Annotated in this window: 22 protein-coding genes; 9 read left to right on the top strand and 13 right to left on the bottom strand. The window is 61.6% G+C overall.

What is annotated here, in order from left to right; genetic code table 11:
* The first annotated feature begins 75 nt into the window (after window positions 1-75).
* Window positions 76-1500, top strand: coding sequence for a CoA transferase (locus J4G14_05980; protein ID MCE2457348.1), 1425 nt, complete (start codon window positions 76-78; stop codon window positions 1498-1500).
* A 280-nt stretch (window positions 1501-1780) separates the two neighbouring features.
* Here the strand turns inward: J4G14_05980 and J4G14_05975 are convergent, their stop codons facing one another.
* Entirely contained in the window at window positions 1781-2386 is a 606-nt protein-coding gene (locus J4G14_05975) for an urea carboxylase-associated family protein (GenBank protein ID MCE2457347.1), read from the bottom strand.
* A gap of 387 nt (window positions 2387-2773) precedes the next feature.
* On the opposite strand from J4G14_05975, the gene J4G14_05970 reads away from it, so the two are divergent.
* The 4 genes from J4G14_05970 to J4G14_05955 all read left to right on the top strand — a co-directional run bounded on the left by J4G14_05970 (window position 2774) and on the right by J4G14_05955 (window position 6241).
* Window positions 2774-3286, top strand: a complete 513-nt coding sequence (locus tag J4G14_05970; protein ID MCE2457346.1) for an adenine phosphoribosyltransferase — start codon at window positions 2774-2776, stop codon at window positions 3284-3286.
* A 184-nt stretch (window positions 3287-3470) separates the two neighbouring features.
* Entirely contained in the window at window positions 3471-3977 is a 507-nt protein-coding gene (locus J4G14_05965) for a cyclic nucleotide-binding domain-containing protein (protein ID MCE2457345.1), read from the top strand.
* A gap of 197 nt (window positions 3978-4174) precedes the next feature.
* A complete protein-coding gene (locus tag J4G14_05960; GenBank protein MCE2457344.1) occupies window positions 4175-5173 on the top strand; it encodes an ABC transporter ATP-binding protein in 999 nt (332 codons plus the stop codon).
* Between the two features lie 21 nt (window positions 5174-5194).
* Window positions 5195-6241 (top strand): dipeptide ABC transporter ATP-binding protein, encoded by a 1047-nt coding sequence (locus tag J4G14_05955; GenBank protein ID MCE2457343.1) that lies wholly within the window; start codon window positions 5195-5197, stop codon window positions 6239-6241.
* A gap of 272 nt (window positions 6242-6513) precedes the next feature.
* On the opposite strand, the gene J4G14_05950 is transcribed toward J4G14_05955, so the two are convergent.
* Together J4G14_05950 and J4G14_05945 are read right to left on the bottom strand one after the other, a co-directional pair.
* The gene (locus tag J4G14_05950; protein ID MCE2457342.1) at window positions 6514-8211 is read right to left on the bottom strand and encodes a glycoside hydrolase family 88 protein; all 1698 of its coding nucleotides are present in this window, start codon (window positions 8209-8211) and stop codon (window positions 6514-6516) included.
* Between the two features lie 245 nt (window positions 8212-8456).
* Entirely contained in the window at window positions 8457-9575 is a 1119-nt protein-coding gene (locus tag J4G14_05945) for an FAD-binding oxidoreductase (protein ID MCE2457341.1), read from the bottom strand.
* A gap of 286 nt (window positions 9576-9861) precedes the next feature.
* On the opposite strand from J4G14_05945, the gene J4G14_05940 reads away from it, so the two are divergent.
* Window positions 9862-10200: an antibiotic biosynthesis monooxygenase gene (locus J4G14_05940; protein MCE2457340.1), complete on the top strand. Its 339-nt coding sequence runs from the start codon at window positions 9862-9864 to the stop codon at window positions 10198-10200.
* A 351-nt stretch (window positions 10201-10551) separates the two neighbouring features.
* Here the strand turns inward: J4G14_05940 and mutL are convergent, their stop codons facing one another.
* From mutL to J4G14_05910, 6 genes are all read right to left on the bottom strand, one after another.
* Window positions 10552-12348, bottom strand: coding sequence for a DNA mismatch repair endonuclease MutL (gene mutL, locus J4G14_05935; GenBank protein MCE2457339.1), 1797 nt, complete (start codon window positions 12346-12348; stop codon window positions 10552-10554).
* A 4-nt stretch (window positions 12349-12352) separates the two neighbouring features.
* Window positions 12353-12793: an HAD hydrolase family protein gene (locus tag J4G14_05930; GenBank protein ID MCE2457338.1), complete on the bottom strand. Its 441-nt coding sequence runs from the start codon at window positions 12791-12793 to the stop codon at window positions 12353-12355.
* 213 nt (window positions 12794-13006) lie between these two features.
* Window positions 13007-13684, bottom strand: a complete 678-nt coding sequence (locus J4G14_05925; protein ID MCE2457337.1) for a ThuA domain-containing protein — start codon at window positions 13682-13684, stop codon at window positions 13007-13009.
* 298 nt (window positions 13685-13982) lie between these two features.
* Window positions 13983-14486: an OB-fold domain-containing protein gene (locus J4G14_05920; protein ID MCE2457336.1), complete on the bottom strand. Its 504-nt coding sequence runs from the start codon at window positions 14484-14486 to the stop codon at window positions 13983-13985.
* A 113-nt stretch (window positions 14487-14599) separates the two neighbouring features.
* Window positions 14600-15817 carry an acetyl-CoA acetyltransferase gene (locus tag J4G14_05915; protein MCE2457335.1) on the bottom strand — a complete coding sequence of 406 codons (1218 nt, stop codon included), beginning with the start codon at window positions 15815-15817 and terminating at the stop codon, window positions 14600-14602.
* 498 nt (window positions 15818-16315) lie between these two features.
* On the bottom strand, window positions 16316-16624 hold the full coding sequence (locus J4G14_05910) for a hypothetical protein (protein ID MCE2457334.1): 309 nt from the start codon (window positions 16622-16624) through the stop codon (window positions 16316-16318).
* A 465-nt stretch (window positions 16625-17089) separates the two neighbouring features.
* Here J4G14_05910 and J4G14_05905 point away from each other — a divergent pair, with 465 nt between their 5' ends.
* The 3 genes from J4G14_05905 (at window position 17090) to J4G14_05895 (ending at window position 20892) form a co-directional block, all read left to right on the top strand.
* Window positions 17090-17383 carry a DUF503 domain-containing protein gene (locus J4G14_05905; GenBank protein MCE2457333.1) on the top strand — a complete coding sequence of 98 codons (294 nt, stop codon included), beginning with the start codon at window positions 17090-17092 and terminating at the stop codon, window positions 17381-17383.
* 139 nt (window positions 17384-17522) lie between these two features.
* Entirely contained in the window at window positions 17523-19805 is a 2283-nt protein-coding gene (locus J4G14_05900; GenBank protein ID MCE2457332.1) for a DEAD/DEAH box helicase, read from the top strand.
* Between the two features lie 334 nt (window positions 19806-20139).
* Window positions 20140-20892: a hypothetical protein gene (locus J4G14_05895; GenBank protein ID MCE2457331.1), complete on the top strand. Its 753-nt coding sequence runs from the start codon at window positions 20140-20142 to the stop codon at window positions 20890-20892.
* Between the two features lie 10 nt (window positions 20893-20902).
* Here the strand turns inward: J4G14_05895 and J4G14_05890 are convergent, their stop codons facing one another.
* The 4 genes from J4G14_05890 to J4G14_05875 form a co-directional block, all read right to left on the bottom strand.
* Window positions 20903-22213, bottom strand: coding sequence for a sulfatase-like hydrolase/transferase (locus J4G14_05890; GenBank protein MCE2457330.1), 1311 nt, complete (start codon window positions 22211-22213; stop codon window positions 20903-20905).
* A 240-nt stretch (window positions 22214-22453) separates the two neighbouring features.
* The gene (locus J4G14_05885) at window positions 22454-23578 is read right to left on the bottom strand and encodes an LLM class flavin-dependent oxidoreductase (protein MCE2457329.1); all 1125 of its coding nucleotides are present in this window, start codon (window positions 23576-23578) and stop codon (window positions 22454-22456) included.
* A 151-nt stretch (window positions 23579-23729) separates the two neighbouring features.
* Window positions 23730-24902 carry a CoA transferase gene (locus tag J4G14_05880; protein MCE2457328.1) on the bottom strand — a complete coding sequence of 391 codons (1173 nt, stop codon included), beginning with the start codon at window positions 24900-24902 and terminating at the stop codon, window positions 23730-23732.
* On the bottom strand, window positions 24902-26107 hold the full coding sequence (locus J4G14_05875; GenBank protein ID MCE2457327.1) for a CoA transferase: 1206 nt from the start codon (window positions 26105-26107) through the stop codon (window positions 24902-24904). Before J4G14_05875 ends, J4G14_05880 begins: the two co-directional genes overlap by 1 nt.
* Window positions 26108-26116: the final 9 nt, after the last annotated feature.

Genomic DNA, 26116 nt, shown 5'->3' with positions numbered 1-26116 from the left:
ATGGCGCGAAGAATACCAGACTGTGGTATACCTGTACACGACCACATCACCCCAACCCACCAAAGGCAAGAAACCATGACAACAGTGATCGACAGCCCCCTCTCCACGCTGCTCCCTATCGCAGGCTGGGACCCCGCACTCGCCTCCGAAGTTGAGATACACGGCGGTGCAGACCCCATTCTGCCGACGCCGTTCCGAATCAGCGAGACATCTGCAGCGAGCCTTGCGGCAGTAGGACTTGCTGCCTCCGACCTCTGGGAGCTCCGCACCGGACGCGCCCAGCAGGTCAGCGTCGACACCCGTCACGCCACGGCCTCCCTGCGCAGCAGCAAGTACATGACAATGGACGGCAAACCCGCAGGCGCAGAGCGCCATCCGATCATGGGCGTATACCCAGCCAGGAACGGACGCTGGAGCTACCTGCACTGCAACTTCCCCAACCACCGTGATGCGGCCCTGAAGGTTCTGGGTGTCGAGGAAGAGGACGGAGAGGCAGTCCGCCGAGCCGTGGCCAACTGGGACGCCCTCGAACTGGAGGAGGCGATCATCGCAGCAAACGGCGCCGGCGGAATGGTGCGCTCCATGGCCGAGTGGGCCAAGCACCCGCAGGCCGCTGCCGTCGCGTCTCTCCCGCTACTTGAGATTACGAAGATCGCCGACAGCCCACCGGAGGCCTTGCCCGAAGGCTCCAGGCCGCTGTCAGGAGTACGCGTACTGGACCTCACCCGCGTGCTGGCCGGCCCGACCTGCGCACGCACTCTAGCCGAGCACGGCGCGGACGTGATGAAGATCACCGCTCCACATCTGCCCAGCATCGGTGCCCAGGAGTACGACACCGGACACGGCAAGCTCTCAGCACACCTCGACCTCCGCAATGACGCCGATATGGAGACCATGCGCGAGCTCGTGAGCCAGGCCGACGTCTTCTCCCAGGGATACCGCCCCGGCACTCTCGCCAGTCGTAGCCTCTCACCCGAAGACCTGGCGGCGATTCGCCCGGGCATCGTGTACATAACCCTGTCGGCCTTTGGAAGGGTGGGGCCGTGGTCCCAGCGTCGAGGCTTCGACACCGTCGTGCAGACCGTCAGCGGCATTACCCACCGCCAGGGTGAGCTGTTCCCCGGTGCCGCGCCCGGACCCCAGTTCTATCCCGTATCTGCGATCGACTACATCACCGGCTATCTCATGGCCTTCGGAGCCATGGTCGCGCTGGCCAAGCGTGTCAGAGAAGGCGGAAGCTGGAAGGTGCAGATCTCACTAGCCCAGACCGGGCGCTGGCTCGTCGACCGGGGACAGGTGCCCGAATCTGAACTCCGCGACGTGCCCGATGACTTCACGCCCGAAGAGATAGCCCGCTGGTCGACGTCCACCGACGTCCCCGGAGGCCGCCTCGGACACCTCGCCCCCGTAGTGCATCTCTCCGAGACCCAGCCCTACTGGGCCCGCCCCTCAGTCCCCCTCGGCTACCACGCCCCCACATGGCCCGACCGCTCAACCTAGAATTCCCGGACAACGGCCCCCTCTCCCTTGACGGGAGAGGGCTGGGGTGAGGGTGAAGACACCCCTCTCAACTCCCTCAGGGCTGGGATGGGTACGTAGACCGACGCTTCGTTCGTCCTGAGCTTGTCGAAGGGAGCCTGTCGAAGGACACCCCAGCCAACGGCCCCCTCTCCTGGGGGAGAGGGCTGGGGTGAGGGCGAAAATTACGCATACCTACCTCCTCACCTCGCTAAACGGAGTGTGGGTTCTACCTTCCATTTGGTGTAGGAGCACTGCCCCCTCACCTATACACCTCCAGCACAAGCCCCTTCGGCCGCCCCCCATTCAACACCGTCTGGTCCTGAGAACATGCCGTCACCACAACCACCAGGTCCTCCAACGCCCTGAGGAGAACGTGGTCTCCGGGCATCGCGAGTGACGCTCCTGTCTCGCGCCTTCCCTCGAGATCGGCGATTGGCGTGTTCTGAAACAGGTTGATGGGATCTGGATATCCCGGCGGAGAACACCCCAGTTGCTCCAGAGCGGCGTTGAGGTTGTCCCTGCAGTTGCGATGCCCCTCGATTCCGAAGTCTTCGAGGTATCGAAGCCGGTCGCACGTGGGCGCCAGCAGATCGTGAACGCCAACTGCATCCTCTTCCAGCATAAAGAGCGCCCTGCGGGCGACGCTGTAGAGCGGTCTGCCGACCACCAGGTTGAACTTGTCGAGGATGCTTCTGGTCTGGCTCGGCGACAGCGTATCTGCGAGATCGTCCTGGACGAAGGCGAACAGGTCCCCGACCTGCGCTCCTTCCGGCGCGATGACTCTCAGCCTCTGGTCACGTTGAAGGAAGACTCCTCGCCCCGACATGGCGGGAATGCGTACCCGTTCGATCAGCCTGTCGCTCATGTTTCCTCCTGTCCCTGCCTCGTACCCATTGAAAGCTGTGCCTAATGGCAGGTGTCTCCCTCCGGAGTATAAGCCCTCCCTCCCCCTGAGAGGTGTAGGTGAATCGACAATTCGTTCGCCCTGAGCTTGTCGAAGGGAGCCTGTCGAAGGACACTGCCTGCCAACGGCCCCCTCTCCCTTGACGGGTCGCAGATGCGCCTTGGCGGTTAGGGTGAGCAGACAGACAATACCAGCCAACGGCCCCCTCTCCTGGGGGAGAGGGTTGGAGCCTGCCCCGTACTCGATACGGGGGTGAGGGCGAAAACACTGCCCACCAAACAGACACACCCCCCAGCAGCCCCACCCATCTGCTATTCTTTTGCGAAATTAAACTCGGCGGTATTTAACGTGGACCTCACACAGCACATCAGAGACATCCCTGACTTTCCCACTCCAGGCATACTCTTCCGCGACATCACCCCTCTGCTTCACTACCCACCGGCATTTCGATTCGCCGTCGACCGGATGGCCGAGAGATTCGCAGACGCCAGCCCTGACGTCATCGTAGGGATCGAGGCGAGAGGCTTTCTGTTCGCGTCCCCGTTGGCCTACAAACTCGGCATCCCGCTGGTCCCCGCGCGCAAGCCGGGCAAACTGCCCTACGAGACCACCACCGTCAGCTACGAGCTCGAGTACGGCACCGACTCCATCGAGGTCCACGTGGACGCGATTCTCCCCGGCCAGCAGGTGTTGATAGTCGATGACCTGATAGCCACTGGCGGAACCCTGGCAGCCACCGTAGAGCTCATCGAACGCACAGGCGGCAAAGTGGCGGGCATTGGAGTCGTAGTCGAACTGTCCGACCTCAATGGCCGTGACCACCTGAACGGCTACAATATCGAGTCCCTGCTCACCTACTGACTCCCCCAGTTATTGGAGCGCGGGCGTCCCGCCCGCCCGTCCCGTAGGGGCAGGTTTCAAACCTGCCCCTACATCGATTGCCTGCCCATTTGACACACCCCACCTACTCTGAGACGATGAAATTACATCACCCGCTCAGGATGCCTTTCGCCTCAGGGGCAGAGAGTCGATAGCCTGATCTACCATGCTCTACCGCTCACCCTCAGCTATCGTTACCCACTTCCTGGAAGAGGTTGACCTCTTCCAGGGCCTTTCGATGCGACACCTGGAGCGCGTCGCCGCACTCTGCGAAGACCTCGACTTCAAGGAAGGAGACTATCTTGGACACCAGGACGAGCCCGGCGACAGGCTCTACCTGGTCCGCACTGGCGAGGTGACCGCGATAACCGGCGCAAGGGAGCAGTCGCTCGTCGTCAGGACGGTAAGAGTACACGAGGCGTTCCCGGTGGCGATCTTCTTCAATCCCCCGGTCCAGGTCACCACTGCGCGCGCCGCCACCGACGGCTCCGCATTCGTCATCCCGCGCGTCAGGCTGATGGAGTTGTGTCAGCTCGAGCCGAGGATCGGCCTCCACGTCTTCAGCGCCGCCTGCGGCATTCTTGCCAGCAGGTATCGATACACCCTGGACAGGCTGGCAGAAGTCGTCTCTGGCGTCGACATTTCCACTACGGCAGGCGGTGGAGAAGTCTAGCACGCCCTCCTCTTGGTTATGGTGTCGCTACGCTTGACAACCTTTGACCAATACCATATGTTGACGCCCAATCGAACGAAGCTTTTCTAATTGGATTTACGCTTCTCAGATCTCCCTCGGCAATACTGCAATAGCCGGTGGGATTTGTGTTTTGTCACCAGGTTAATTGGCTACTAATCTGGCGGAAGGGGGGCCAAATGCCCAAGCTGCTGGAGGTAAATAATCTCTCCACGTACTTCTTCACTCAGGACGGCATCGTAAAGGCCGTCGACGACATCAGTTACGAACTCGAAGAGGGTGAAGTCCTCGGCGTGGTTGGCGAGAGCGGTTGTGGTAAGAGCGTCCACGCCCTCTCAATCATGCGTCTGGTGCCTACGCCTCCGGGCCGCACCGTTGCTGGCGAGGTCGTCTTCGAAGGTGAAAACCTCCTGGATATGGACGACGCCGAGATGCGCAACATCAGGGGCAACCGCATCGCAATGGTATTCCAGGAGCCGATGACGTCCCTGAACCCGGTGCTCACCATCGGCCGACAGCTCACCGAGACTCTCGAGCTTCACCAGGGCATGTCCGGCCAGCAGGCCAGGAACAGGGCTGCTGAGCTTCTCCAGACGGTAGGAATACCTGATGCCGCGCGCAGACTGGTTGACTACCCTCACCAGTTCAGCGGCGGCATGAGGCAGCGCGTCATGATAGCCATGGCTCTGAGCTGCAACCCGAGACTGATCATCGCTGACGAGCCGACGACCGCCTTGGACGTGACTATCCAGGCCCAGATCCTGGAGCTCATGCAGGAGCTCGCACGCGACTTCGGTACGGCCATGATTATCATCACGCACAACCTCGGCGTGGTGGCCCGCTACGCGGACAACGTCAACGTCATGTATGCGGGCAGGATTATCGAGACTGGCTCCGCTCAGGAGATCTACCACAACCCGAAGCATCCCTACACACTGGCGCTGCTGAACTCAGTGCCGCGTCTGGATGCGAACGAGAGGATCAGGCTCGATGCGATTGAGGGACTGCCCCCCGACTTGGTCAACCTGCCGGAGGGATGCTCCTTCGCCCCCCGATGCAAATATGTGTTTGAACAGTGTATGGACGAGACTCCATACTTAACTGAGGCCGCGCAGGACCATAATTCAGCCTGCTGGAGACACAAAGAACTGCAGCAGATCGCTGGATTTGCGACCTGATAGGCGAGGTAGAAGAGTACGATGACGACTGAGATGGCGACCAACGGCTCCAGCACAAATGGCGATGCCCCCCTGCTGGAAGTGAAGAACCTGAAGATGTACTTCCCCGTTACCTCGGGGATCATCTTCCAGCGCAAGGTTGCGGATGTGAAGGCGGTCGACGACGTCTCCTTCACCATCAACGAGGGAGAGACCCTCGGCCTTGTCGGCGAGAGCGGTTGCGGCAAGACCACCACCGGGAGGGCCATTCTCCAGCTCTATAAGCCGACCGACGGCGACGTGGTGTTCGAGGGGACCCGACTCAACGACCTCGATGGCGGCAGCATGAGGGCCATGCGCAGGAAGATGCAGATCATCTTCCAGGACCCATACGGCTCTCTGAACCCCCGCATGACATGCGGCGACATCGTCGGCGAGCCGCTTATCGTCCACAAGCTCACGTCCTCCAAGGGCGAGTACAGGGACAGGGTCGCCGAGCTTCTGCAGGTAGTGGGCCTGAACCCCTACATGGCAGACAGGTACCCTCACGAGTTCAGCGGCGGCCAGCGCCAGCGTATCGGAATCGCCCGCGCCCTCGCGGTCAACCCGACCTTCATCGTTTGCGACGAGCCGGTATCCGCGCTGGACGTGTCCATTCAGGCACAGGTCATCAACCTGCTCGAAGACCTTCAGCAGCAGTTCGGACTCACCTACCTGTTCATCGCGCACGACCTCTCGGTCGTCCGGCACATCTCTGACCGTGTCGCGGTCATGTACCTCGGCCACATCGTCGAGATCGCCGACCGCAACGAGTTGTACGAGAACCCGCTGCACCCATACACTCGCGCGCTCCTCTCGGCAGTGCCGATTCCAGACCCAATGATCGAGGCTCAGAGAGAGCGGATCATCCTGACCGGCGACGTTCCAAGCCCGATCGCGCCGCCCTCAGGCTGCGTGTTCCATACACGCTGCCCGGTCATGGTTGAAGACTGCCAGCTTGAGGTGCCCGATCTCCGCGAGGTGTCACCAGGTCACTGGGTCGCCTGCATCCAGGTAGAAGGCTGGGAGACCGCCCCCAGCGTCGTCTAAAGGCTAGCCTCTCACTGAAACTCAAATGAGAAGGGGGTTGGCATTTACGACCCTTAGCCTTGAACCTAAGAGAACTCACCTCCTCGCCCTCAGGGCTGTCAGGAGTATGTGGACCAACAATTCGTTCGCCCTGAGCTTGTCGAAGGACATCCCCATCCCCTGGATTCCGGCCTTCACCGGAATGACGGTTTGCGAATACTGACCCCCTCTCCCTCAGGGTGAGGGTGAAACCACAGCCTGACGGATCTTTGCCGCCACCCTGAGCCCACGCGTCAACTACCAGCCCGCCGCAACCTCTCCATCTCCACCGCGAACCACAACGCCAGGTTCCCTGTCCTGTCATCCTGATCGTACTCCGCCGCGCGATCTATGTAGAACCGCCGGTCGTCCACCGCACCCGTCCCCGTGCACCCGTCCACCACAGACCCGTCGATCCCTATCCGCTCTGACGCCGCTCTCCACAGGCTGTCGACGAAGCCGCGATATGAGTCGTCCAGCCATCCGATCCTGAGGCCCCTGGCTACCGCGTAGCCGGTCATGCACACCGCGGTCAACTCCTGGTACGTGCCCGCAAAGTCCAGCAGCTGAGAAAACATACCTGAAGGCCGCTGAAGACCGCGCAGCGCGTCAAGATGGCGCGTGTGCATGTCGATCAGCCTGCCTCGCCCCGGATGCGACTCCGGCAGCCGCGTCAGCGTCTCGGCGTACCCAAGCGCAGCGAATCCGTTCCCACGACCCCAATAGTACGGCACCGACCGGCAGTGCATGAACAGCCCGTCGTCCTGCTGGATTTCCGCATTCAGCAGGAACTCAGCCTGTATGTCCATGTAGCTGGCGTCGCCGGTGAGTCCGAACGCCCTGCCCATCAGCGCGCCGGAGAAGAAGAAGTCCTCCGTGCGATAGTCAGGATCACATGGCGGAGGAGGTACGCCGGGATCGTTCCCACGATACAGGTCCGCTATCTCGAGCAGCAGGTCCCGGTGTCGCTCGTCACCCGTTATCGCGAACATCTCATCACACCACACCAGTCCCGCATGGTTCGCGCCGCCGTCCGATTCGCCGAACCAGGGCTTCGACCCGGACGTGTAAGGCTCAACCAGCGAGGCGACGCCCTGTGCGTATTCTTCGGCTTCCCCCGTCAGCTCACCGTACCTGAGACGTCCGCTGATAGAGACCCCCTTCGTGTAGATCACCGGATCGAAAGTGTCCCCATAGCGCTCTACCAGGGAGGCAGCCACGTCCAGAGGCGACCGGCCCCTGCGGTTGGCAAGCTCCGATCGCGCCTGCGACACCGTTGGACCTCCCACGCCGTCCAATGCGCCCCGCAGCTTCTGCAACTCAGCCGAGACGTCATCCACCGGCGCGGTGAGCCTGATACCCGGCACCTGTCCAAGATCGTTTGGCGTACCGCGAGACAACGCCGACAGCAGGCTGGCGTCTTCAGGCATGCGTTGAGCGCCAAGCGCATCCGCCACTGCAGACGACACTCCCGCGCACTCCCACGCAACGCTGTCTCCGGCGCGTACCTCGACGACGTAGTCCGGCGCCATGAAGCCGATGTACCTCCACAGGTACCGCGCCTCAGGGTCAGTCTCGTGGTTGAAGTAGCCGCCCTCAGGCGGATAGCCGTTAGAGGGATCACCGCCCGATCCGTTGCCTGGACCCACTCCGAGTTCCAGACCATCGGGATTCGCACACGGAATCGCGCTAAGCGCCACCCGGTTCCTGAGTACCCGGCTCGACGCATACGCGCGCAGCGCCGATACAGCGGCGTCCGCGTCCTCTGACGTCCCCGACAGCGTCCCAACGAGAAGAACACGGTGACGGTCCGAGTCATCCAGGTAGGCATCCCTCTGCACAAGCGAGACGATCTGCGTGTCACGCCGGGTGACCCCGCACCCATCCCTCGTCCACGGCACCCCAGACTCAGCAACCACCACGTCGACCTGTTCAGCAAATGACGATGTCAAGTTCCTCTCCTATCCGACTTGGTCTTCATCCAACTGCCCCTCTCCCTAGGGGCCAACAACCGTCTTTGGGACTCTCATGATTGAATCTCAACCAACTGACCCCTCTTTATCGGGGCCACAACTGTATCAGGGACTCTCATGACTGAACCTCAACCAACTGCCCCCTCTCCCTTGACGGGAGAGGGTTGGGGTGAGGGTGAAAACCACAACAACAACCTATCTCAGCTTGCTCCATACAGAATTTCTCAGTAAGAACCCCCACTCCCAAACCTCTCCGGCCGATAAGGCTCCAAAATATCCACCCTCGCCCCATCCAGTATCTCCATCGTCGCCAGCTCGCCAACCAGCGGACCCAACGTAATCCCACTGTGCATCAGTGCAACGTACATGTTGGCCACGGCCTCCGTATACCCGAGCACCGGCAGCCCGTCCACCGGCATCGGCCTGTACCCGACAGGCACCGGAACCGGCGTGGCCGACTTCAACTCAGGCAGATATGTCGACGCCCGCGCCAGTATCCGGGCAGCGTGCTCAGGCGAGTCGTCACGCGCAAGACTCTCCTGCGTGCCCTCACCCATCAGCACGACACCGTTGGTCCCCTGCCGGACGTGTACCTCAAGGCCTTCGTTGCCGACAGGAGGTCCATACAGCGCGGCGACGTTCCTGAGCACCGGCGAAATCGGGTTGGTGCTCACAACCACACCGGGGCTTTCATCCTGCGGGATGTGTACCCCGGCCATCGCCGCCAGCTCCGTCGTCCCAACACCCGCTGCCAGCACGACCGCGTCGCACTCCACGGATTCGCTGGAAGTCAGGACCGATGCCACGCGCCCGGCCTGCATGTCCAACCCGGTCACCTGGCAGTTGGAGACGACCCTGCCGCCCATCTCCTTCACCCGACGAGCGCAGGTCTGCGCGGCAAGCGTGCCCGGCACATGTCCGTCGTTGTCGCTGATCGCCGCAGCCTTCACCGGACCCGGATTGAGCCCCGGCTCCAGCCGCATCATCTCGGCCTCGTCGATCATCCTTGCCACGTAGCCCCACGACTGTAGCCTCGCTACGTTCTGCTTCAGGGATTCGGCATCCTCGTCTGTAGCCGTCCACGTGAGCTGCCCACCCCAGCGCAGCCCTATGTCCGCGTCGAGCAGACGCGCAAACCGGTCCCACGTGTCGAGCGACCGCCGGTTCAAGCCACCGTAGCCCCTCGGCTCCTTGCCGAAGCCATTGATCCACGCGAACGAGTGACTTGTGGCCCCCATTCCCGGTTCGCCAGAGTCGATCAGCGTCACCTCCGCGCCCCATCGGGCGAGGTAGAAGGCGATCGCCCCGCCCACGATTCCGGCTCCAACCACCGCTACACGCATACTGCCGAGACCTCCTGAGTTTCCGGCCACAGTTTACCCCAATGAAACTACATAAGTCCCCGCCGCGCACTCCAGGAGGGGACCGACAGGGGTAGGCGTCTCGCATATCGTCGTTCCGGCGGAGCCCGGAACCCAGAGTGCGGGACCCAACGTCGCATTAGCAGCGAGTGGGGCAGGGGGCCCTCACTCCTCTCAACTCACCCCTGCAACGCCGGAGGATGCGCCCCGAACGCCCCTATACACGAGTGATATAATCCGCCCAACTTTCAAAGAAGAGGTACACGCAATGATCTCCATCTTCGTAACGATTCGCATCAAGGACGGCTACGCCGACGAGTTCAGAGAGGCCAGCTTCGGCGACGCCCAGGGATCGGTCCGAGACGAACCCGGTTGCTTCCGCTTCGACATCCTACAGAACGACGAGGACGCCAACCTCTTCCACCTGTACGAGGTCTACGCCGACTCCGCCGCCCTGGACGCCCACCGCGAGGCTCCTCACTACAAGAAGTGGCGCTCCTCCGTTGAGCACATGTTCGACGGCGATATCCAGCGCGTCGCAATGACCACAATCTTCCCATCCGACGACGGCTGGCGCGCCCAGAAGCCCCACCTCCTCAACTGGTAGGGATCAGCCCCATCTCCATGACGGCTGACAGACGTACGCTGCTATAGCTTGTGTCCTTGAAACTCACTCATCTACCCCCTTCTCCCTAAGGGCTTACAGGGGTATGTAGAGGTACACAGATAGCCATGAGTACCATCAACAAACCCCCTCTCCCTCAGGGAGAGGGCTGGGGTGAGGGTGAAAAGCTCGCTTGCAAACCACAACGCCGACCCATCACCCGTCATTCCCACGAAAGCGGGAACCCAGAGGCATACCCCACACCTCGTTTAGGGGTGACTCGTCGCTCGGCCATCCAACAGACCCCCTCTCCTTTGACGGGAGAGGGCTGGGGTGAGGGTGAAACCACACCCCCTACGTCCTCCCGAACTCCCGATCCAACTGCCCCGAACTCATGTGGATCATCGTCGGACGCCCATGCGGGCAGCTATTCGGCTGAGCGCACGCCTCAAGCTGTCGCACCAGCTCCTGCATCTCCTCGTGCGTCATCACCTTGCCGGCGCGTATCGCCCCATGACAGGCGATCGAGTACGCAGCCCGCTCCTCCCACGTCTCGAATCCGCCCCCGTCTTCCATGAGGTCTAGCACGTCGGTCAGCGCAGTCTGGTGGTCCATGTCGACCAGCAGCGCCGGAACGGCCCTGACTACCACCGACGTCCCTCCGAACGGTTCAAGCACGAACCCCATCCCCGAGATAACATCGGACTGCGATGTGACTAGCTCGAACGCAACGTCGTCCAGTTCGACGACCGTCGGCTCAAGCAGGCTCTGGACGTCAGGCGAACCCTCGGCAGCCCGAGCCACCGTGCGTTCGAACATCACTCGCTCGTGCGCCGCGTGTTGATCGATGAGGTACATACCGTCAGGCCCTTCGGCGACCACGTACGTGTTCTGCACTTGCCCGAGCACTCGCAGGATGGGCAGCGTGTCTCGCGGCGTGGAGGGCGAAGGCGGAGCCTGTTCGGCCTCCGGCGGATCTATGATGTTGTGATACTGCTCGACTACGTCCCCTCGCCGGGACGGCAGAATGCCATGCGATTCGGGCGAGGCGAACGGCACTGTCGGCCAGAACGCCGAAGGACTCGGCATCTGCGCCCTGTGACCGCCGCCGTGGCCCGGCTGTGTGACCGCCCTGTGGCTGACCTCGGGTATCGGTGCGTGCTCCCCGAGCGTCCTGCGGACGGCCCGCTGTACCGCGCTGAACACGCTGTTCTCTCGCCTGAACCGTATCTCGGCCTTCGCGGGATGCGCGTTTACGTCCACTTCCTGGAACGGCACGCTGACGCTGAGCACAGCCACCGGGTATCTGCGTTCGGCCATGAACCCGTGGTACGCCTGCTCGATCGCGTACGAGAGCGACCGGTTTCTCACCCACCGCCTGTTCGCGAACAGGCTGATGTAGTTGCGGTTGGCCCGGTCCAGTGACGGCGGCCCGATCAGCCCGCTGACCTCGATGGTCGCCTCTTCGGACTCTTCGGAGGCGATCTCCAGCATGACCTCGGCGACCTGCCGGCCGTGTACCGCCGACACCGCGTCCCGTAACTCGCCGCTTCCAGGGCTGGAGAATGACCGCCCACGGTCTGGACTCAGCTCGAAGCCGACCTCTGGATACGCCATCGCGTAGTGAGCGACGACCCTGTGAATCCGCGTCTGCTCTGCGTTGGTCGAACTCAGAAACCTGCGGCGCGCGGGCAGGTTGCGGAATAGCTGCCTGACGGTGATCGTCGTGCCGTGCGGAGCGCCCGTCGGCCCGACCGACACGACCTCGCCATTGTCGATCTCTATGCGGGTGCCACTGTCGGAGTCTGGGGTCCGCGTGCGCAGTTCGACGCGAGCGACCGATGCGATGCTCGGCAGCGCCTCTCCGCGAAAGCCGAGAGTGGACACTGCATCCAGGTCTTCAGCGATCTCCAGCTTGCTGGTCGCGAACCGCTGGAAAGCCAGCTCTACTTGGTCTGCACGAATACCCGAGCCGTCGTCGGTGAGTCGAATGTACTCGATACCACCGCCGCGGATCTCTATCCGGATCCTCGACGCGTCCGCGTCCAGCGCGTTCTCGACCAGCTCCTTGACCGCCGAGGCGGGCCGCTCGATGACCTCTCCAGCCGCGATCTTCGACGAAACTTCAGGTCTGAGGAGCTGGATGGGCATGGCCCTAGCCCGGTCGCTGGCTGCGAGCGGCCCTGTATCCCACCTTGTCGGACCCGCCCGTGGTCACAAAGTCGCTGATTATGGTGTAGATGTGGTCCATCTCATCGTCAGAAGCAGACTTGAAGAAGTACGGCTTCGCAAGCACGCCGCCGAACGTGTCCACGATTTCCGGGTAGTCGTCGATGACGAAGTCCGGCCAGTGCGGCACCCTCAGTAGTTTCAGGCCGTTCACGAAATCGTAGATCGGCTTCTTGTAGATGCCCGACACGAGGTCCTGGAGTTCGTGTCGTTCGACGTCCGCGTTCCTGAGGCCCACTCCGGACCAGATGAACACCTCGTGCCCGTCCTCGACCAGCCGCTCGAAGGTCTGCCTGGTGCCTGGCCGCAGACTGCCGTCCACGGCCAGTATCGTGTAGTCGACGTCAAAGAATATCTTGATGCTCAAACTGTCTCTCTTCTCAGCCAAGCTGGAGGGCTATGTACTTCCCCTCTCCCTCAGTGTTGTGGAGGGTACGTAAGGGTAAACGAACAAGTGTGATTTCTGGTCAACAGACTCCCTCTCCCTCAGGGAGAGGGTTGGGGTGAGGGTGAGAAGATCTTGTTACCAAGCTACTGCGCTCTACTCATATCCTCTTCCGCCGGTAACACGAAGAGTTTCCTAGTTGCTGGTTGCCCACGAGAGGCCATTGAGTACCAGCTTCTGGAACTCAGGCGTCTCGAAGCTGAGCCCGTTGTGCCCAAGCAGCGTCACGAACACCTTGCCGCTTCCGTACTTCCGAGTCCATCCGAGCGGGAACGTACCGGCAGGCATGTGGACGGCATCCTGACCGCCCCAGGCATAGGTGCCCTCCTCAGAGGTGCCGGACATGAAGACGTTGTTGCCTTCCTGGTAGTCGACGCCCATGTACAGCTCGTCGTTGGTCTCGAAGTCAGATATGCCGGACACTCCGGCGTGTTCGGGCTGAGTGATGTTGACAGTGAACTTGCCGTACGGCGGATGGAAGCTGGTGCCCATCACCCAACCGCCACCGGTGATCTCGTTGTACTCCTGCCAGGTCTCAGGCACGCAGCCTGAGATATGTATGCAGACGAACCCCTTGCCGGAGCTGATGAAGTTCTTCATCCCCGCCTGTTCGTCGTCCGACAGCGTCATCTCGCCCGCGCGCAGCGTATTGAACACCAGCGCATCGTAGCCGCTCATGCGGTCTGCATCACTGAGCACCGACGCGTCTTGGGTCACGGTTATCGTGTGCCCCGCCTCGATCAGGAACCGGGTCAATACCGGCGTGGACTCTTCATACGGATGTCTTCCACCTGAAAGTACGAGTAGCTCCATCTGTCATCTCCTTGTATAACGTCTAGTTATGTTGTGATATAGCCAAACCCACTGTCAACCAAGTCCCATCTTTCCGTAGTTCTACCACCCTGGTATGCGCCCCCACCCAGAGCTGGCTCACAGGGGTGTTTGAACCGAGAATTCGTTCGTCCTGAGCTTGTCGAAGGACACTCCCTAACCAACAGGCCCCCTCTCCCTCAGGGAGAGGGCCGGAGCCTGCCCCGTACTTGATACGGGGGTGAGGGTGAAAGTACGCATACACTCATCACAGATTGAACTGATCTCCTCCCCTACATGCCTAAACAGGATACCGCCACACCTCACCCTCCGGCGCCTCATCCGTCAGTGTGAACTGCGGCAGCGTCAGACCATCTTCCATGTCCATGAACACCACCCTCACGCGCTTGCCGATCGCCACGTTCTCCTCGGCCTCAGCGTTCATGCTCTCATCGACGAGATTGGCAGTGAGTCTCAGACCATCGCCTGGATTCGGCTGTCCTTTCTGCTCGTCCAGTTCGACCAGCACGATGGGGTAGGGCACCCAGTCCCTGAATCCCGGCAGCACGCTGTGAGCGATGATCTGGTAGCTGTAGATCGTCCCGCTGCCGATGACCTCGTGCCACTCCGAGCTCATCGATGAACACCACGGGCACGCCGCTCCCGGCTCCCCCCGCAGCAGGTCGCAGTCCAGGCACTTCTTCACGACCAGCCGATGCTCCTGCGCCGCCTCAAAGTAGCCGAAGTATTCCGAGTCCTGCTCCTGGATGACTAGGGGAAGCTCACGATAGTTATAGACAGCCACTATATCCCTCTCATGAAAGTACGTTAGTCCTCAGTCTGTCCTGTCGTGAGGGCTCTCACTCCTCTCTCCTCTCCACTCACTCCTCGAAACTGCACCTGGTGCAGTTCCCTCCCTCACTTCCTCATTATCAGAGCGCTTCCCGTAGCCGGGTTGGCCCAACCCATGTTCATCGTGATCTCGACGTTCGGCACGCGCCGGCACCCGCCCTCCGAGTATTCGAAAGTGTGGTTCCCGTTCTGCCAGTCCGGGCAGTAGTCATCGACCGTTCCCCGAAGCTGCCGGACGTTCTCGATGACCATGTTCATGCCGTGCGTATACCCCTCGCACAGGTGGCCGCCGCTGGTGTTGTTGGGCCGCCGTCCACCGAGGTCGGTGATCCCGGACGTCACGTAGTCCTTGCCCTCGCCCTTCTTGCAGAAGCCGTAGTCCTCGAACTGCAGCAGGCTGGTGTACGTGAACGCGTCGTAGCAGCCGGTCACGTCGATGTCGTCGTGCGTGAGGTCGGCGAGCTCAAACAGCCTTGGCCCCACGTAGTGCCCTGCTACCCTCGTGATCGGCGCATGCTGGTAGTGGAAGTCCCCGCCCGGCTTGGTGCCACGACCCTGGACCGCCCTGATGTAAGCTGGCGGATTCTTCATGTCCTTCGCCCGCTCCGCCGACGTTATGATGATGCACGTCGCGTTGTCGGTCTCCAGGCAGCAGTCCAGCAGGTGCGCGCACGGCCTAACGATCCATCGCGAGTTCATCACGTCGTCGACCGTGACCCTGTGTTTCATCAGCGCCTTTGGATTGTTGCTGGCGTGATTGCTGTGCGTCACCTTGATCGCAGCGAGGTCCTCGCTCTTCACGCCGTACTCCATCATGTGACGGGTGAACGAAAAGGCGAACGTCTGCACCGCGCTCGCCAGCCCGTACGGCCTGCGCAAAAGGTCGGCGGACGTCACAGGCGCAGCGCCCCGTCCGGTGCCCCCGATACGAACTTGGGAGTACCCGTTCATGGCGCGGAATATGGCGACTGTTTCGCACATGCCAGCTTCGATTGACCCGATAGCCAGCCCGACCAGCGCCTCCGTGCTGGAGCCGCCGCCGGAGCAGTCCATGTAGAAGTTGAGCTGGTTGCCGAGGTCGTACGCCAGCACGCTCGACGAGGTCGAGTCGCCGCCGTGGTAGCTCAGCATCCCATCTATGTCCTTGGTCGTGAGTCCGGCATCCGCGACCGCGTTGCGAATGGCCTCCACCGCCAGCGCTCTCGTACTCCTGCCTGATCCCCGACTGTAATCAGTCTCACCGACTCCAACAATGCAATACTTGTCACGCAGGTTGTTCTGCACTTAGCTCCTCCTTGAGTCCAGCCCATCTCGACAGGCACCATCGTCGAGTTTATTTCCTAAGCCCCCTTAAGGCAACCGCCACTGGGAGCGCGGGCGTCCTGCCCGCAACGACTCCACCTCCCACAGCGCCGGCAGGTGTATTAACAAGAACCCTCTGATTGGAAACTCAATCAACGTCCCCCTCTCCCTTGACGGGCTGAGAGGCGTAGGTAAACTGGCAATTCGTTCGTCCTGAGCTTGTCGAAGGACATCCCCATCCCCTGTCAGCCCTTGACGGGAGAGGGCTGGAGCCTGCCCCGTACTTGATACGGGGGTGAGGGTGAAACCCCCGCCTACCAAACCGACACATTGCCCTGGGAGCGCGGGCGTCCCGCCCGCAACACCTCCGCCTCCCTCAGAGCCAGCCCCGTACTCGATACTAGGGAGAGGACTGAGGGTGAAAACACTGCCTACCAAACTGACACAGTCTCGTCGACCTGCTACTGTCCTGCATTGGTGTCAGAACGTTCGGGGATCTGCGTCGCAGTGGGTGTCTGTGTCGGCCTTGGCGTGTTCGTCGGCCTCGGTGTTCGCGTAGGTTGTGCCGTCCACGTCGGTCTTGGAGTCCGTGTGGGTTGCACCGTCCATGTAGGTCTCGGAGTCCTCGTGGGTTGCGTCGTCTCTATGGGCCTTGGTGTTCGCGTGGGTTGTGCCGTCCATGTGGGTCTCGGCGTCCTCGTAGGTTGCACAGTATGTATGGGCCTCGGTGTTCGTGTAGGTTGTGCCGTCCATGTGGGCCTTGGAGTCCGTGTGGGTTGGGCCGTCCATGTAGGCCTCGGGGTCTTTGTTGGTATGACCGTGACCGTAGGCGCTGATGTTCCTGTCGGCGAGGGAGCTAGAGTCGGGGTAGCAGCGGTATTCTCAGCCGAGAAGGTTGGCGTCGGTATGGGTGGGAGCGTGGTATCGGTTCGGTCGCATGACATGACCAGAAGGGCGACGGCCAGAACGGCGAACAGATATGTGCATCTTGGCATGGAGCTTTCGTCTCAGGTGAAAGGCCGCTGTCCCCAGGCAGCGTCCAGGTCAACCGTCAAACAGTCTGCTTCTCTTCAATATCTTTGATTCTTGCGGAGGTCACGTCACGGAGGAGTCGAGTTACCTGTTTAGGACGTTTCTACCTGGTTGCCGATGCTGAAATGGTATCAAACGGCGGAGTTCGTTAGTGGTCACGGTTGAACAGAGGTACAATGAACGCCATATCGAACACCCCGTAATGACCCTCATCTCTTCCCCATGAACGTCGGCGTAGCCAAACTAACCCTCCGCCTCTCAGGTTCCTCCAGCCTCAAGGACAAGCGACGCGTCATCAACTCCATACGCGAGCGAGTGAGGAACAAGTTCAACGTCGCCGTCGCCGAGGTCGATCAGAACGAATCCTGGCAGACCGCCGTCATCGGCATCACCTGCGTCTCCAACAACGTCCGCCACGCCGATCAGACCCTGGACAACGTCCTCGAGTTCATCGAGGCCGACCGCCCCGATGCCGAAGTGGTAGACTGCGAAATGGAGACACTCACCGGCTTCTGAGTAACCTGCCCTGAGCTTGCCGGGGCCTATGGCCCCAAGGTGCCTAACATGCGTTCGCCCTGAGCTTGTCGAAGCGGGGTGTCCCAAAGTACTAACCTTGCGTTCGTCCTGAGCTTGTCGAAGGACAGATATTGCCCGCATGGACACCGCAGCTTTTCTCAGACACATCCAGAGCCTGCTCTGGTACGCCGAACAGATCGTACACCTGGAGCAGGTACCGTCGCGCGAGGCACGTACAGCCGACCTCTTCCCTCCGCTGGATGACCGCATCACCGAGCGACTCGAAGCCCTCGGCATAGACTCCCTCTACACCCACCAGGCCGATGCCATCACCGCACTGCGCGAGGGCAAGAATGTCATCGTCGCGACCCCCGCCGCCAGCGGCAAGAGCATGTGCTACAACCTGCCCGTGATCGAGTCCCTGCTGAGCGACAGGTCGGCCCGCGCGCTCTACATCCATCCTGCCAAGGCGCTCTCTCAGGACCAGGAGAAGAAGCTCGCCGAGCTGATGCCCGAGGGCTCCCGCCTTCGACACGCGATCTTCGACGGCGACACCGCCCGCCAGGACCGCGCCTCCATCCGGCGCGGCTCGCACATCGTGATGACCAACCCGGACATGCTCCACCTCGGCATCCTGCCCAACCACCACGCCTGGTACAGGGCGCTCACGGGTCTCAAGTACGTGGTGCTCGACGAGGCGCACGCCTATCGCGGCGTGTTCGGCACGCATGTCGCCAACGTCATCAGGCGACTCAGACGCATCTGCCGGAAGCTGGGCAGCGCCCCCCAGTTCATCCTGTGCTCCGCCACGATAGCCAACCCGGGCGAACACGCCGAGCGACTCGTCGGCCTGCCGTTCGAGGTAATCGACGACGACGGTTCCCCCTACGGCGGAAAGGACTTCGCCCTGTGGAATCCACCGATGATCGACCTCGCCAAGGGCACGCGTCGCTCAACGAACTCCGAGGCCACCCAGATCTACGTCGAGCTTCTCAAGCGACACACGCGCACCATGACCTTCGTCCGCAGCCGGCGACAGGCCGAACTCCTCTACGTGTACGCCCGCGACCAGCTCAAGCAGTCGCACCCAGTCATCGCTGGACGTATCGCCCCTTACCGCGCGAGCTATCTGGCTGAAGACCGCCGCCGTATCGAACGCGACTTCTACGAGGGCAAGCTGCTCGGTCTGTCCACGACCAACGCCATGGAGCTTGGGGTCGACGTCGGCAACCTCGACGCCACGGTTCTGACCGGCTATCCGGGCTCCATCGCCAGCGCGTGGCAGCAGGCCGGACGCAGCGGACGCAGCGGCGAGCGCTCCCTCAGCGTGCTCGTCGCGCAGGACAACCCACTCGACCAGTACCTCATGCGCCATCCTGAGTCGTTCTTCGGCAAGAGCCACGAGACCGCTAGGATCTCACCAGCCAATCCCTACATCCTGAAGCCCCACCTGCTCTGCGCGGCCTACGAGTCCCCGCTGACGATGAACGACACCGAGTTCTTCGGCCCCGAGCTGCTCTGGTACGCCGACGAGCTGATCGAGGACGACTACGTTCACGTCCGACACGGACGCTGGCACCTCGTCCCCGAGATGACTTACCCGGCCGAGCGCGTCAACATGCGCACCGCGTCCGGAGCGTTCTACACGCTCGTCGATGCCGACACAGGGGCGGTCCTCGAAACGGTCTCCGAGTCATCCGCCTTCATGCAGCTTCACCCCGGCGCGATCTATCTGCATCAGGGTGAGTCCTACCTTGTCACCGAGCTCGACATGGAGTCCCACACCGCCTACGCTTCCAAAACCGACGCGCCCTACTACACGCAGTCCCGCGACCACACCGAGACCCGCATCCTCAGCACCTACTCCCAGCGCCCGGCGGGGAGTGTGGAGGTCTTCTTCGGCGAGGTCATCGTCTCGACTCAGGTGCTCGGATTCAAGCGAATCAAGCACCACACCGACGAAGTTCTCGGCGACGAGTACGTCGAGCTTCCCAAGCAGGAATTCGAGACCACCGCGCTCTGGTTCGGCCCCCCAAAACACACGCTGGACTTCATTCGTACGGAGAAGCTCGACCTGTCCGGCGGACTCCACGCCGTCGAGCACGCCGCCATAGGCATCCTGCCGCTGTTCGCCATGTGCGACCGCAACGACATCGGCGGCATAACGACGCCTCTGCACCCCGACACAGGCCAGCCCCAGGTCTTCATTCACGACGGCCACCCCGGAGGCGTCGGCGTCTCCGAACACGGCTACGAGGTGATCGAAGATCTGTGGCAGGCGACCCTCGAGGTCATCTCCCAGTGCCCCTGCGAGTCCGGCTGCCCATCGTGCATCCACTCCCCCAAGTGCGGCAGCAACAACCAGCCCCTCGACAAGCACGTAGCCCGCCTCATCCTAGCCTCCCTCCTCGGCGAAGAGTGAACCACATGGGAGCGCGGGCGTCCCGCCCGCACCAGAAGAATCCCCTCTCCCGTCGTTCCGGCGAAGGCCGGAACCCAGAGGTCGTAGGGTGGAATGGGAGGCTCTCACTCCTAACTCTTCGCCCCAACTGATAGGGGTATGTAAAGGTGCACAGATAAGCCTGAGTAACACCAACAGACCCCCTCTCCCTGGGGGAGAGGGTTGGGGAGAGGGTGAAAAGGTCGAATACATACCCATTTAAGCCTCACCCCAGGGTGTACACATGCTCACCGTTAAGTATAATTCCCTGACACGAGCCGACCCGAACTCAAAGTAGAATCGAGTGGACTGAAATATGGCTTTCACCTTCGAGCGAGGCTCAGAAGACAATCCCAGGGGTCACGCGCTCATCTACTTCCAGAGCTCACACGACGCCGGCGAACTGCTCGCGACCTACCTCGTGGTGTTGCCTATCCAGGTCGACGTCTCCAAGTATGTCCCCCCGTTCCTGATGAACCAGCTTGGCGAGGTCGGTGCGAAGGAGCTGTCAGCTTTCGCATTCCCGCCCGCGCCCGAGTTGGTCAGCGGCATGGACTACATCGAGAGCCTCGCAAAGGCCCGGGAGGACGACATCATCTTCGGCGGCACGGTCTCGACGATGGATGTCACGTCATTGCTCGGAACCGTCAACGAAGCGGTGGGCTGGTATGCCGACCTATGCTCAGATCCCACCGAGCAACCCGGCGCGCTCAAGGACGACATCGATGACGATGGCCTGAGCGTGAACGACGTCCTGTACGGCCTGATGAGCGACCAGGACAAGCTGAACGAGTTGACCCGACTCGTGGGCAGGCTGCGCGATGCAGTTGGGTCCGGTGACCTCGCTCTCGCCAGCGAGACCAGGTCAGAGATCATGGCGCTCGGGCGGCACCTGCCGGCCAGTCACCAGGTAACGCGGCTCGCCGAGGCCGCAGGCTCAGGCGGAGAGAACGCCGCCAAGCTCGCCAGTCTCTACCTCCAGCGCTGCTTCCACCTCATGTCCGAGGAGTACGTCAAACTCGGCCAGGTAGAAGAAGACATCAGAGGCATAGAAGACTCCGGCGTCTGAGCGCCGACCCCTACTGCAACTCCTCGAATATCGGACGCAGCCTCGCCCTCGCCTCTGACTGCTCCTTCGACTGGAACACCGCGTAAATTGGCAGCTCTTCGTCCAGGTCCGACCTGAGGTCGTACAGCTCTCCGGTCTCGTACAGCTTCCACTGGTAGTCACGAACGAATCGACTTTGACGCCCAACGTTGCGCGCGCTCATCGGCTCGAAGTGGAAGAAAGCCCACTCCCTAGGATTGCCCGCTTCCCCAGTGAGCTGCGGATAGAACGACCGCCCGTCGACGATGTACCCATCAGGGAATTCCAGACCTGCCGCCTCCATCATGGTCGGCAGGAAGTCCGTGGACTCCACCAGGTCCTTGTTCGCCGACCCGGCTGGAATCGTCCCAGGCATACGACAGATGAGCGGAACGTGCGTCCCCCTGTCGTTCGTCTTACCCTTGCCTCCGCATATCTCATTGTGCTCGTGCACTATCGAGCAGACGTCATGGGGACTGCCGTTGTCGCCCACGTATATCACCAGCGTGTCTTCACCGAGGCCCTGCTCGTCCAGGTAGTCCATGAGTCTGCCGATGACCTTGTCGTGGTACTCGACCATGTCCTTGTAGAAGCGCGGATCGTCGCCCCAGGAGGCATCCTCGATCTCCGCCCATGTCCGGCCACCGAGCGTCCTGTTCGAAGGCGGGTCGAACGACTCCCACTCCGGGCTGTCCGGCGTGGGCTCGTGCGGCTTGTGAGTCGCGGCCATCGGCCAATACACGAAGAACGGGTTGTCATCATCCTTCTTTCGCTCGATGTAGTCGATGATGTAGTCACAGAAGACGTCTTCCCCGTACTTACCCTCGGTGTCGTCCCGGTACTTGCCGTTCTGGTAGATGATGGGGTTCTTGTATCGGGACCCCTTCTCCTCGGTATGGTGAGCGTGCCAGACGCAGAACTCGTCGAACCCCGCGTCCTCGATCGGCTGACCCTTGGACCGCATCTCGGGCGACTCATCGGGCGGATTGTAGGAGTAGAGCTGCCACTTGCCGGAGATGCACGTGTTGTACCCAGCGTCCGAGAACAGGTGCCCGAACGTGACCTCATCCGGCTTGATCAGCCCGAACCCGATGTAGTTGCGGAAGTTGTACTTGCCAGTCATTAGCGATAGCCGTGTGGGAGTGCACAGCGGCATCACGTGCGCCTCATCGAACCGCATCCCCTCCTGCGCCATCTGGTCGAGACGCGGAGTCTCATACGAAGTACCCCCGTTCGCCCCGATCACCTCATACCCAAGGTCATCGGACATTATCAGGACTATGTTCGGCTGCTTATCGGACATTAATCTCTTCTCCCTATCTTTGGGATTGTCTCCAAAGTGTTTCATCAGACCCCCTCTCCCTTTACGGGCTTAGAGGGGTATGCAAATCGACAATTCGTTCGTCCTGAGCTTGTCGAAGGACGCCCCCATCCCCTGGACTCCGGCCTTTGCCGGAATGACGGTATGCGTAATACGTACCCCCTCTCCCTTGATGGGAGAGGGCTGGGGTGAGGGTGAAACCTTCTCACTTCTCACTCCTCTTTACTTACTCCTGCCCCCAATCACCTGCTCCCCAAAATCAGCAATCAGATCACGCGCCGCCTGCCTGTCCACCGCCGCCACCGCGACGTTGTTTACCCCAATCTCCTCCAGGTCATCCAGCTTCTGACTGATCTCATCAGCCGTACCCGTCAGCGTGCGGCCGACCATCTCCGGCGACACGAATCGCTCCTCTCCTTCCTTCAGGTACACGTAGTGACCCTCATGCACGTCGAGGTACCGCCTGTCATCCGGCGTCGGATTCGGTCGACCGTCCCCGTACTCGCGTATGTACCGGTCGTACTCTTCAGCGAGTCCCGGATTGCTCATCCCCAGGTTCGAGCCAGGCCCGTAGTCCTGCTCCCACATGGCGTGGATTCCTGGGACCAGCGACGGCCCCACGTTCCTGATCACTCGCTCGCTCGACTCTGTCTCGCCCTCTCTGAGGACGCACGATGTTGTCAGCATCGTCACGTAGGGCTTGGCTCCGTGTCCGCCAAAGTTGTCGAAGTTGTTTCCCGACGCCTCAGCCGCCGCCATTACCCTGGGCAGTCCTGATGGAACGGTTGCAGTCCTAGCCGTCGTTATCCAGCCGTCTGCGACCTCACCGGTGATCTTCTGACCCCGAGGCCCGTTCGCCGCAAGCATCACGGGGATAGGGTCTTCAAGATTGAAGAACTCGTCCCGTCCCGAGTTGGACTTCGAGTGGATTAGCCGTATCCATCGCTCTCGGCTCCCCTCGCGTAGCAGTACGTCTTCGCCGGCGAGCAGTCCCTTGACCTGCTGCGCGTACTCCTCGAAGTCGTCCATTCTCATCGCGGGAAGTCCCATCGTATTGCGGCCGGTATAGCCAGTACCGAGTCCGATGATGACCCGCCCGGGCGCGATCCTGTTGATTGACGCCGCGGCCGCAGCCGTTACAGGTGCCAGCCTGTTGGTCGGAATCGCGACAAGCGTCCCCAGCTTGATGGTCGACGTGTGTTGCGCCGCCAGCGCCATCGTCGCCCACACATCCGAGTAGATGAGCTGCGAGTCGAAGAACCACGCGTGCGTAAACCCCGCCTCCTCAGCCGCCTTCACCTCACGCCACGCCTCAATATACGAAGGTATCCCTATTCCATAGTCCATCAGATCAGTCCAAATCCCTCATATGATAAACCCCCTCTCCCTCAGGGAGAGGGTTGGGGTGAGGGTGAAAACTCTGGTTCCAACCAGTTGAGCAACCCCATACCTCCTTGGAATCCAGCTCTCACTCCTCACTCCTCTCCACTCACTCCTACTAGTAAATCACCTGGCTCTCAGTAAGCTCCTCGATCTCCTCCGCCCCAAGCCCCAGCAGCTCCCGGTACACATAGTCCGAGTCCTGCCCAAGCACCGGAGCCGGCCTCACGTCCTGCGTTCTCTGGCCATCGAACCTCCAAGGCAGCGTGGGCAGGACCCGCTCGGACCCATCCGGGTACTCGACAGACGTAAGGTAACCACCAGCGTTCAACTGCCGCTCCGAGTGCAGCCTGCCCATGTCCAGCGAGGGCCCACAAGGCACACCGGCTCTCTGAAGACGCTCAAACGCCTCCCACTCGTCCATCTTCGACGTCCACTCCGAGATCGCCTCATCAAGCTCCTGCTCACGGCTTCTCCTCCCGTCCGGCGACGAGAGTCCCGGGTCTTCCAGCAGATCAGTACGCTCGATCGCCGAACACAGCGCCTGCCAGTCGCCCTCGTGGAACACCTCGATGGCGATCCACCTGTCCTCGCCCCGGCACTTGTAAACGCCGTTCGGGACAGCGAATCGGTCTCGATTGCCAATCGGCTCCGGCTCTTCCCCTGTCATCTGGTGCTCCAGCAGCGCCTCAGGAAGGCTTGCCGATAGCGCCTCTGCCATGGAGAAGTCAACGTACTGCCCGGTGCCCGCCTCTGCGCGGTGATTGAGCGCGGCGAGCGTAACCATTGCCAACTCCATCCCGACCCAGGGGTCTGCCCACAGTCCGCCCTTGATCGGGTCCTGCTCCGGGTAGCCGGATATCGAGTTCCAGCCCGTATAGTGCTGGAGCAGGCTCCCATAGGCCACGTAGTCGCGGTCCGGGCCGCTGTGCCCCGTGCCTGAGGACGCGATCATTATCACGTCGGGCTTCACTTGCGACAGCGTTTCGTACCCGAGTCCCAGCCTCTCGAACACCCCGGCGGCATAGTTCTCCACGACAACGTCGCACAGCCCGACCAGGTCGAGTGCGAGTTCCTTGCCGCGCTGCTGGGACAGGTTCATCGCCGCGTACTTCTTGGACTGGTTGTACACCTGGAACGCCGACCCTCGCGTCGACGGGTCTGGCCGCCGAGCACTGCCGACCTTGATCACCTCCGCGCCCATCAGCGCAAGGTGGCGGGTGGCCGTTGGCCCAGCGATGATCCACGAGAAGTCAGCGACTCTCACACCTGCAAGCGGCGATCCACTCATCATAAGTTCACCCTAAGCCTGTCGAAGGACATTTCATCGTTGTGCTGTCCCAGCGTTGGCGCAGGACGACTTCCTAGTGTCAGCGGAGTATTCGACATCCGGTACGCCACCCCCGGGTACTGGAACGTCCCCGCGACCGGGTGGTCTATCGACACGAAGAACCGCCTGTCTTCGAGATGCGGGTCCGTGAGCAGGTCGCTTACCGTGTTCACCGGGAAGCAAGGAATCCGCCGCTCCTGCCCATCTCTGGCAATGTCGAACCTCGAACGCTGGCTGGTCCACGCCGCCAGCAGCTCCCACAGTTCCAGCGAGTTCTGCTGCCTTGCCGAGCGAGTGTTGAATTTCGGATCGTCGCTCCAGTCCGGGTTGCCCATCAGGTCGAGCCAGCGTGCCCACTGCGCGTCCTCGCGTGGTGAGATAGCGACATATCCGTCATTGCAGGGCAGCACACCGCCGATAGCAGCCACCTGCCCTCCGATCGACGCTTCCTTGATCTCAGCCGCCTGTCTCGTCGGCGACTCACCCCCGAACGCGATGTTGGAAAGTCCCGCGATGGCCTGTGTAGCCATCGCCTCGAAGCTCGATACCACGATGTGGCACCCCTGTCCGGTTGTTCGGAGCCTGAACAGCGCGCCGAGAGTCGCGGTAACCGCTGATACGCCCGCCACCTGGTCTGCCTGGTGTCCGCCCGCCCGTATCGGAGGCTCCGAGTCCGGGTCGGCAACCGGGCCGAGCATCCCGTGCGCGTTCGCGCTCAGGTGGAATAGCGACAGGTCGCCGGCATCGTACTCTGCGTACGGCCCCCAGTCCCCGAACGGCGTGATCTGCGTCAGTATGACGTCACTCCTGACCCCCGACAGCGACTCGTACCCGACACCCCGCTCGTCCAGCCATCCCAGGTCGTGATTGTCGATGATGATGTGAGCGTCAGCCGCCAGCTCCAGCAGCCGTTCACGGCCTGACTCAGTATCGAGGTCCAGGGTCACACCCCGCTTGCCCGAGTTCATCGTTAAGTAAAGCGCCGACTTCTCAGGATGTGGCGTCCCATCAGGAAACGGCCCGGCCAGCCGAGCGTAGTCCCCAGACGGCGATTCAACCTTGATCACATCCGCGCCAAGCCCCGCAAGCGTCCGAGCCGCATAAGGCGCAGACACACCTTCCCCAAAATCAAGGACCCTGATACCGCCCAGTAATCCGTCGCTCAAGAACGTCCC

It is taken from the genome of Dehalococcoidia bacterium (genome assembly GCA_021295915.1).
GTDB lineage: Bacteria > Chloroflexota > Dehalococcoidia > Lucifugimonadales > UBA1123 > VXRN01.
The sequence above is the reverse complement of the archived record's forward strand: the minus strand, read 5'-3'. Positions and strand labels throughout refer to the sequence as shown.

Coding starts and splice junctions, on each gene's coding strand:
- J4G14_05980 (MCE2457348.1), top strand. CDS start 76: ATGACAACAGTGATCGACAGCCCCCTCTCCACGCTGCTCCCTATCGCA.
- J4G14_05975 (MCE2457347.1), bottom strand. CDS start 2,386: ATGAGCGACAGGCTGATCGAACGGGTACGCATTCCCGCCATGTCGGGG.
- J4G14_05965 (MCE2457345.1), top strand. CDS start 3,471: ATGCTCTACCGCTCACCCTCAGCTATCGTTACCCACTTCCTGGAAGAG.
- J4G14_05960 (MCE2457344.1), top strand. CDS start 4,175: ATGCCCAAGCTGCTGGAGGTAAATAATCTCTCCACGTACTTCTTCACT.
- J4G14_05955 (MCE2457343.1), top strand. CDS start 5,195: ATGACGACTGAGATGGCGACCAACGGCTCCAGCACAAATGGCGATGCC.
- J4G14_05945 (MCE2457341.1), bottom strand. CDS start 9,575: ATGCGTGTAGCGGTGGTTGGAGCCGGAATCGTGGGCGGGGCGATCGCC.
- J4G14_05940 (MCE2457340.1), top strand. CDS start 9,862: ATGATCTCCATCTTCGTAACGATTCGCATCAAGGACGGCTACGCCGAC.
- mutL (MCE2457339.1), bottom strand. CDS start 12,348: ATGCCCATCCAGCTCCTCAGACCTGAAGTTTCGTCGAAGATCGCGGCT.
- J4G14_05925 (MCE2457337.1), bottom strand. CDS start 13,684: ATGGAGCTACTCGTACTTTCAGGTGGAAGACATCCGTATGAAGAGTCC.
- J4G14_05910 (MCE2457334.1), bottom strand. CDS start 16,624: ATGGACGGCCCAACCCACACGGACTCCAAGGCCCACATGGACGGCACA.
- J4G14_05905 (MCE2457333.1), top strand. CDS start 17,090: ATGAACGTCGGCGTAGCCAAACTAACCCTCCGCCTCTCAGGTTCCTCC.
- J4G14_05900 (MCE2457332.1), top strand. CDS start 17,523: ATGGACACCGCAGCTTTTCTCAGACACATCCAGAGCCTGCTCTGGTAC.
- J4G14_05895 (MCE2457331.1), top strand. CDS start 20,140: ATGGCTTTCACCTTCGAGCGAGGCTCAGAAGACAATCCCAGGGGTCAC.
- J4G14_05890 (MCE2457330.1), bottom strand. CDS start 22,213: ATGTCCGATAAGCAGCCGAACATAGTCCTGATAATGTCCGATGACCTT.
- J4G14_05885 (MCE2457329.1), bottom strand. CDS start 23,578: ATGGACTATGGAATAGGGATACCTTCGTATATTGAGGCGTGGCGTGAG.
- J4G14_05880 (MCE2457328.1), bottom strand. CDS start 24,902: ATGAGTGGATCGCCGCTTGCAGGTGTGAGAGTCGCTGACTTCTCGTGG.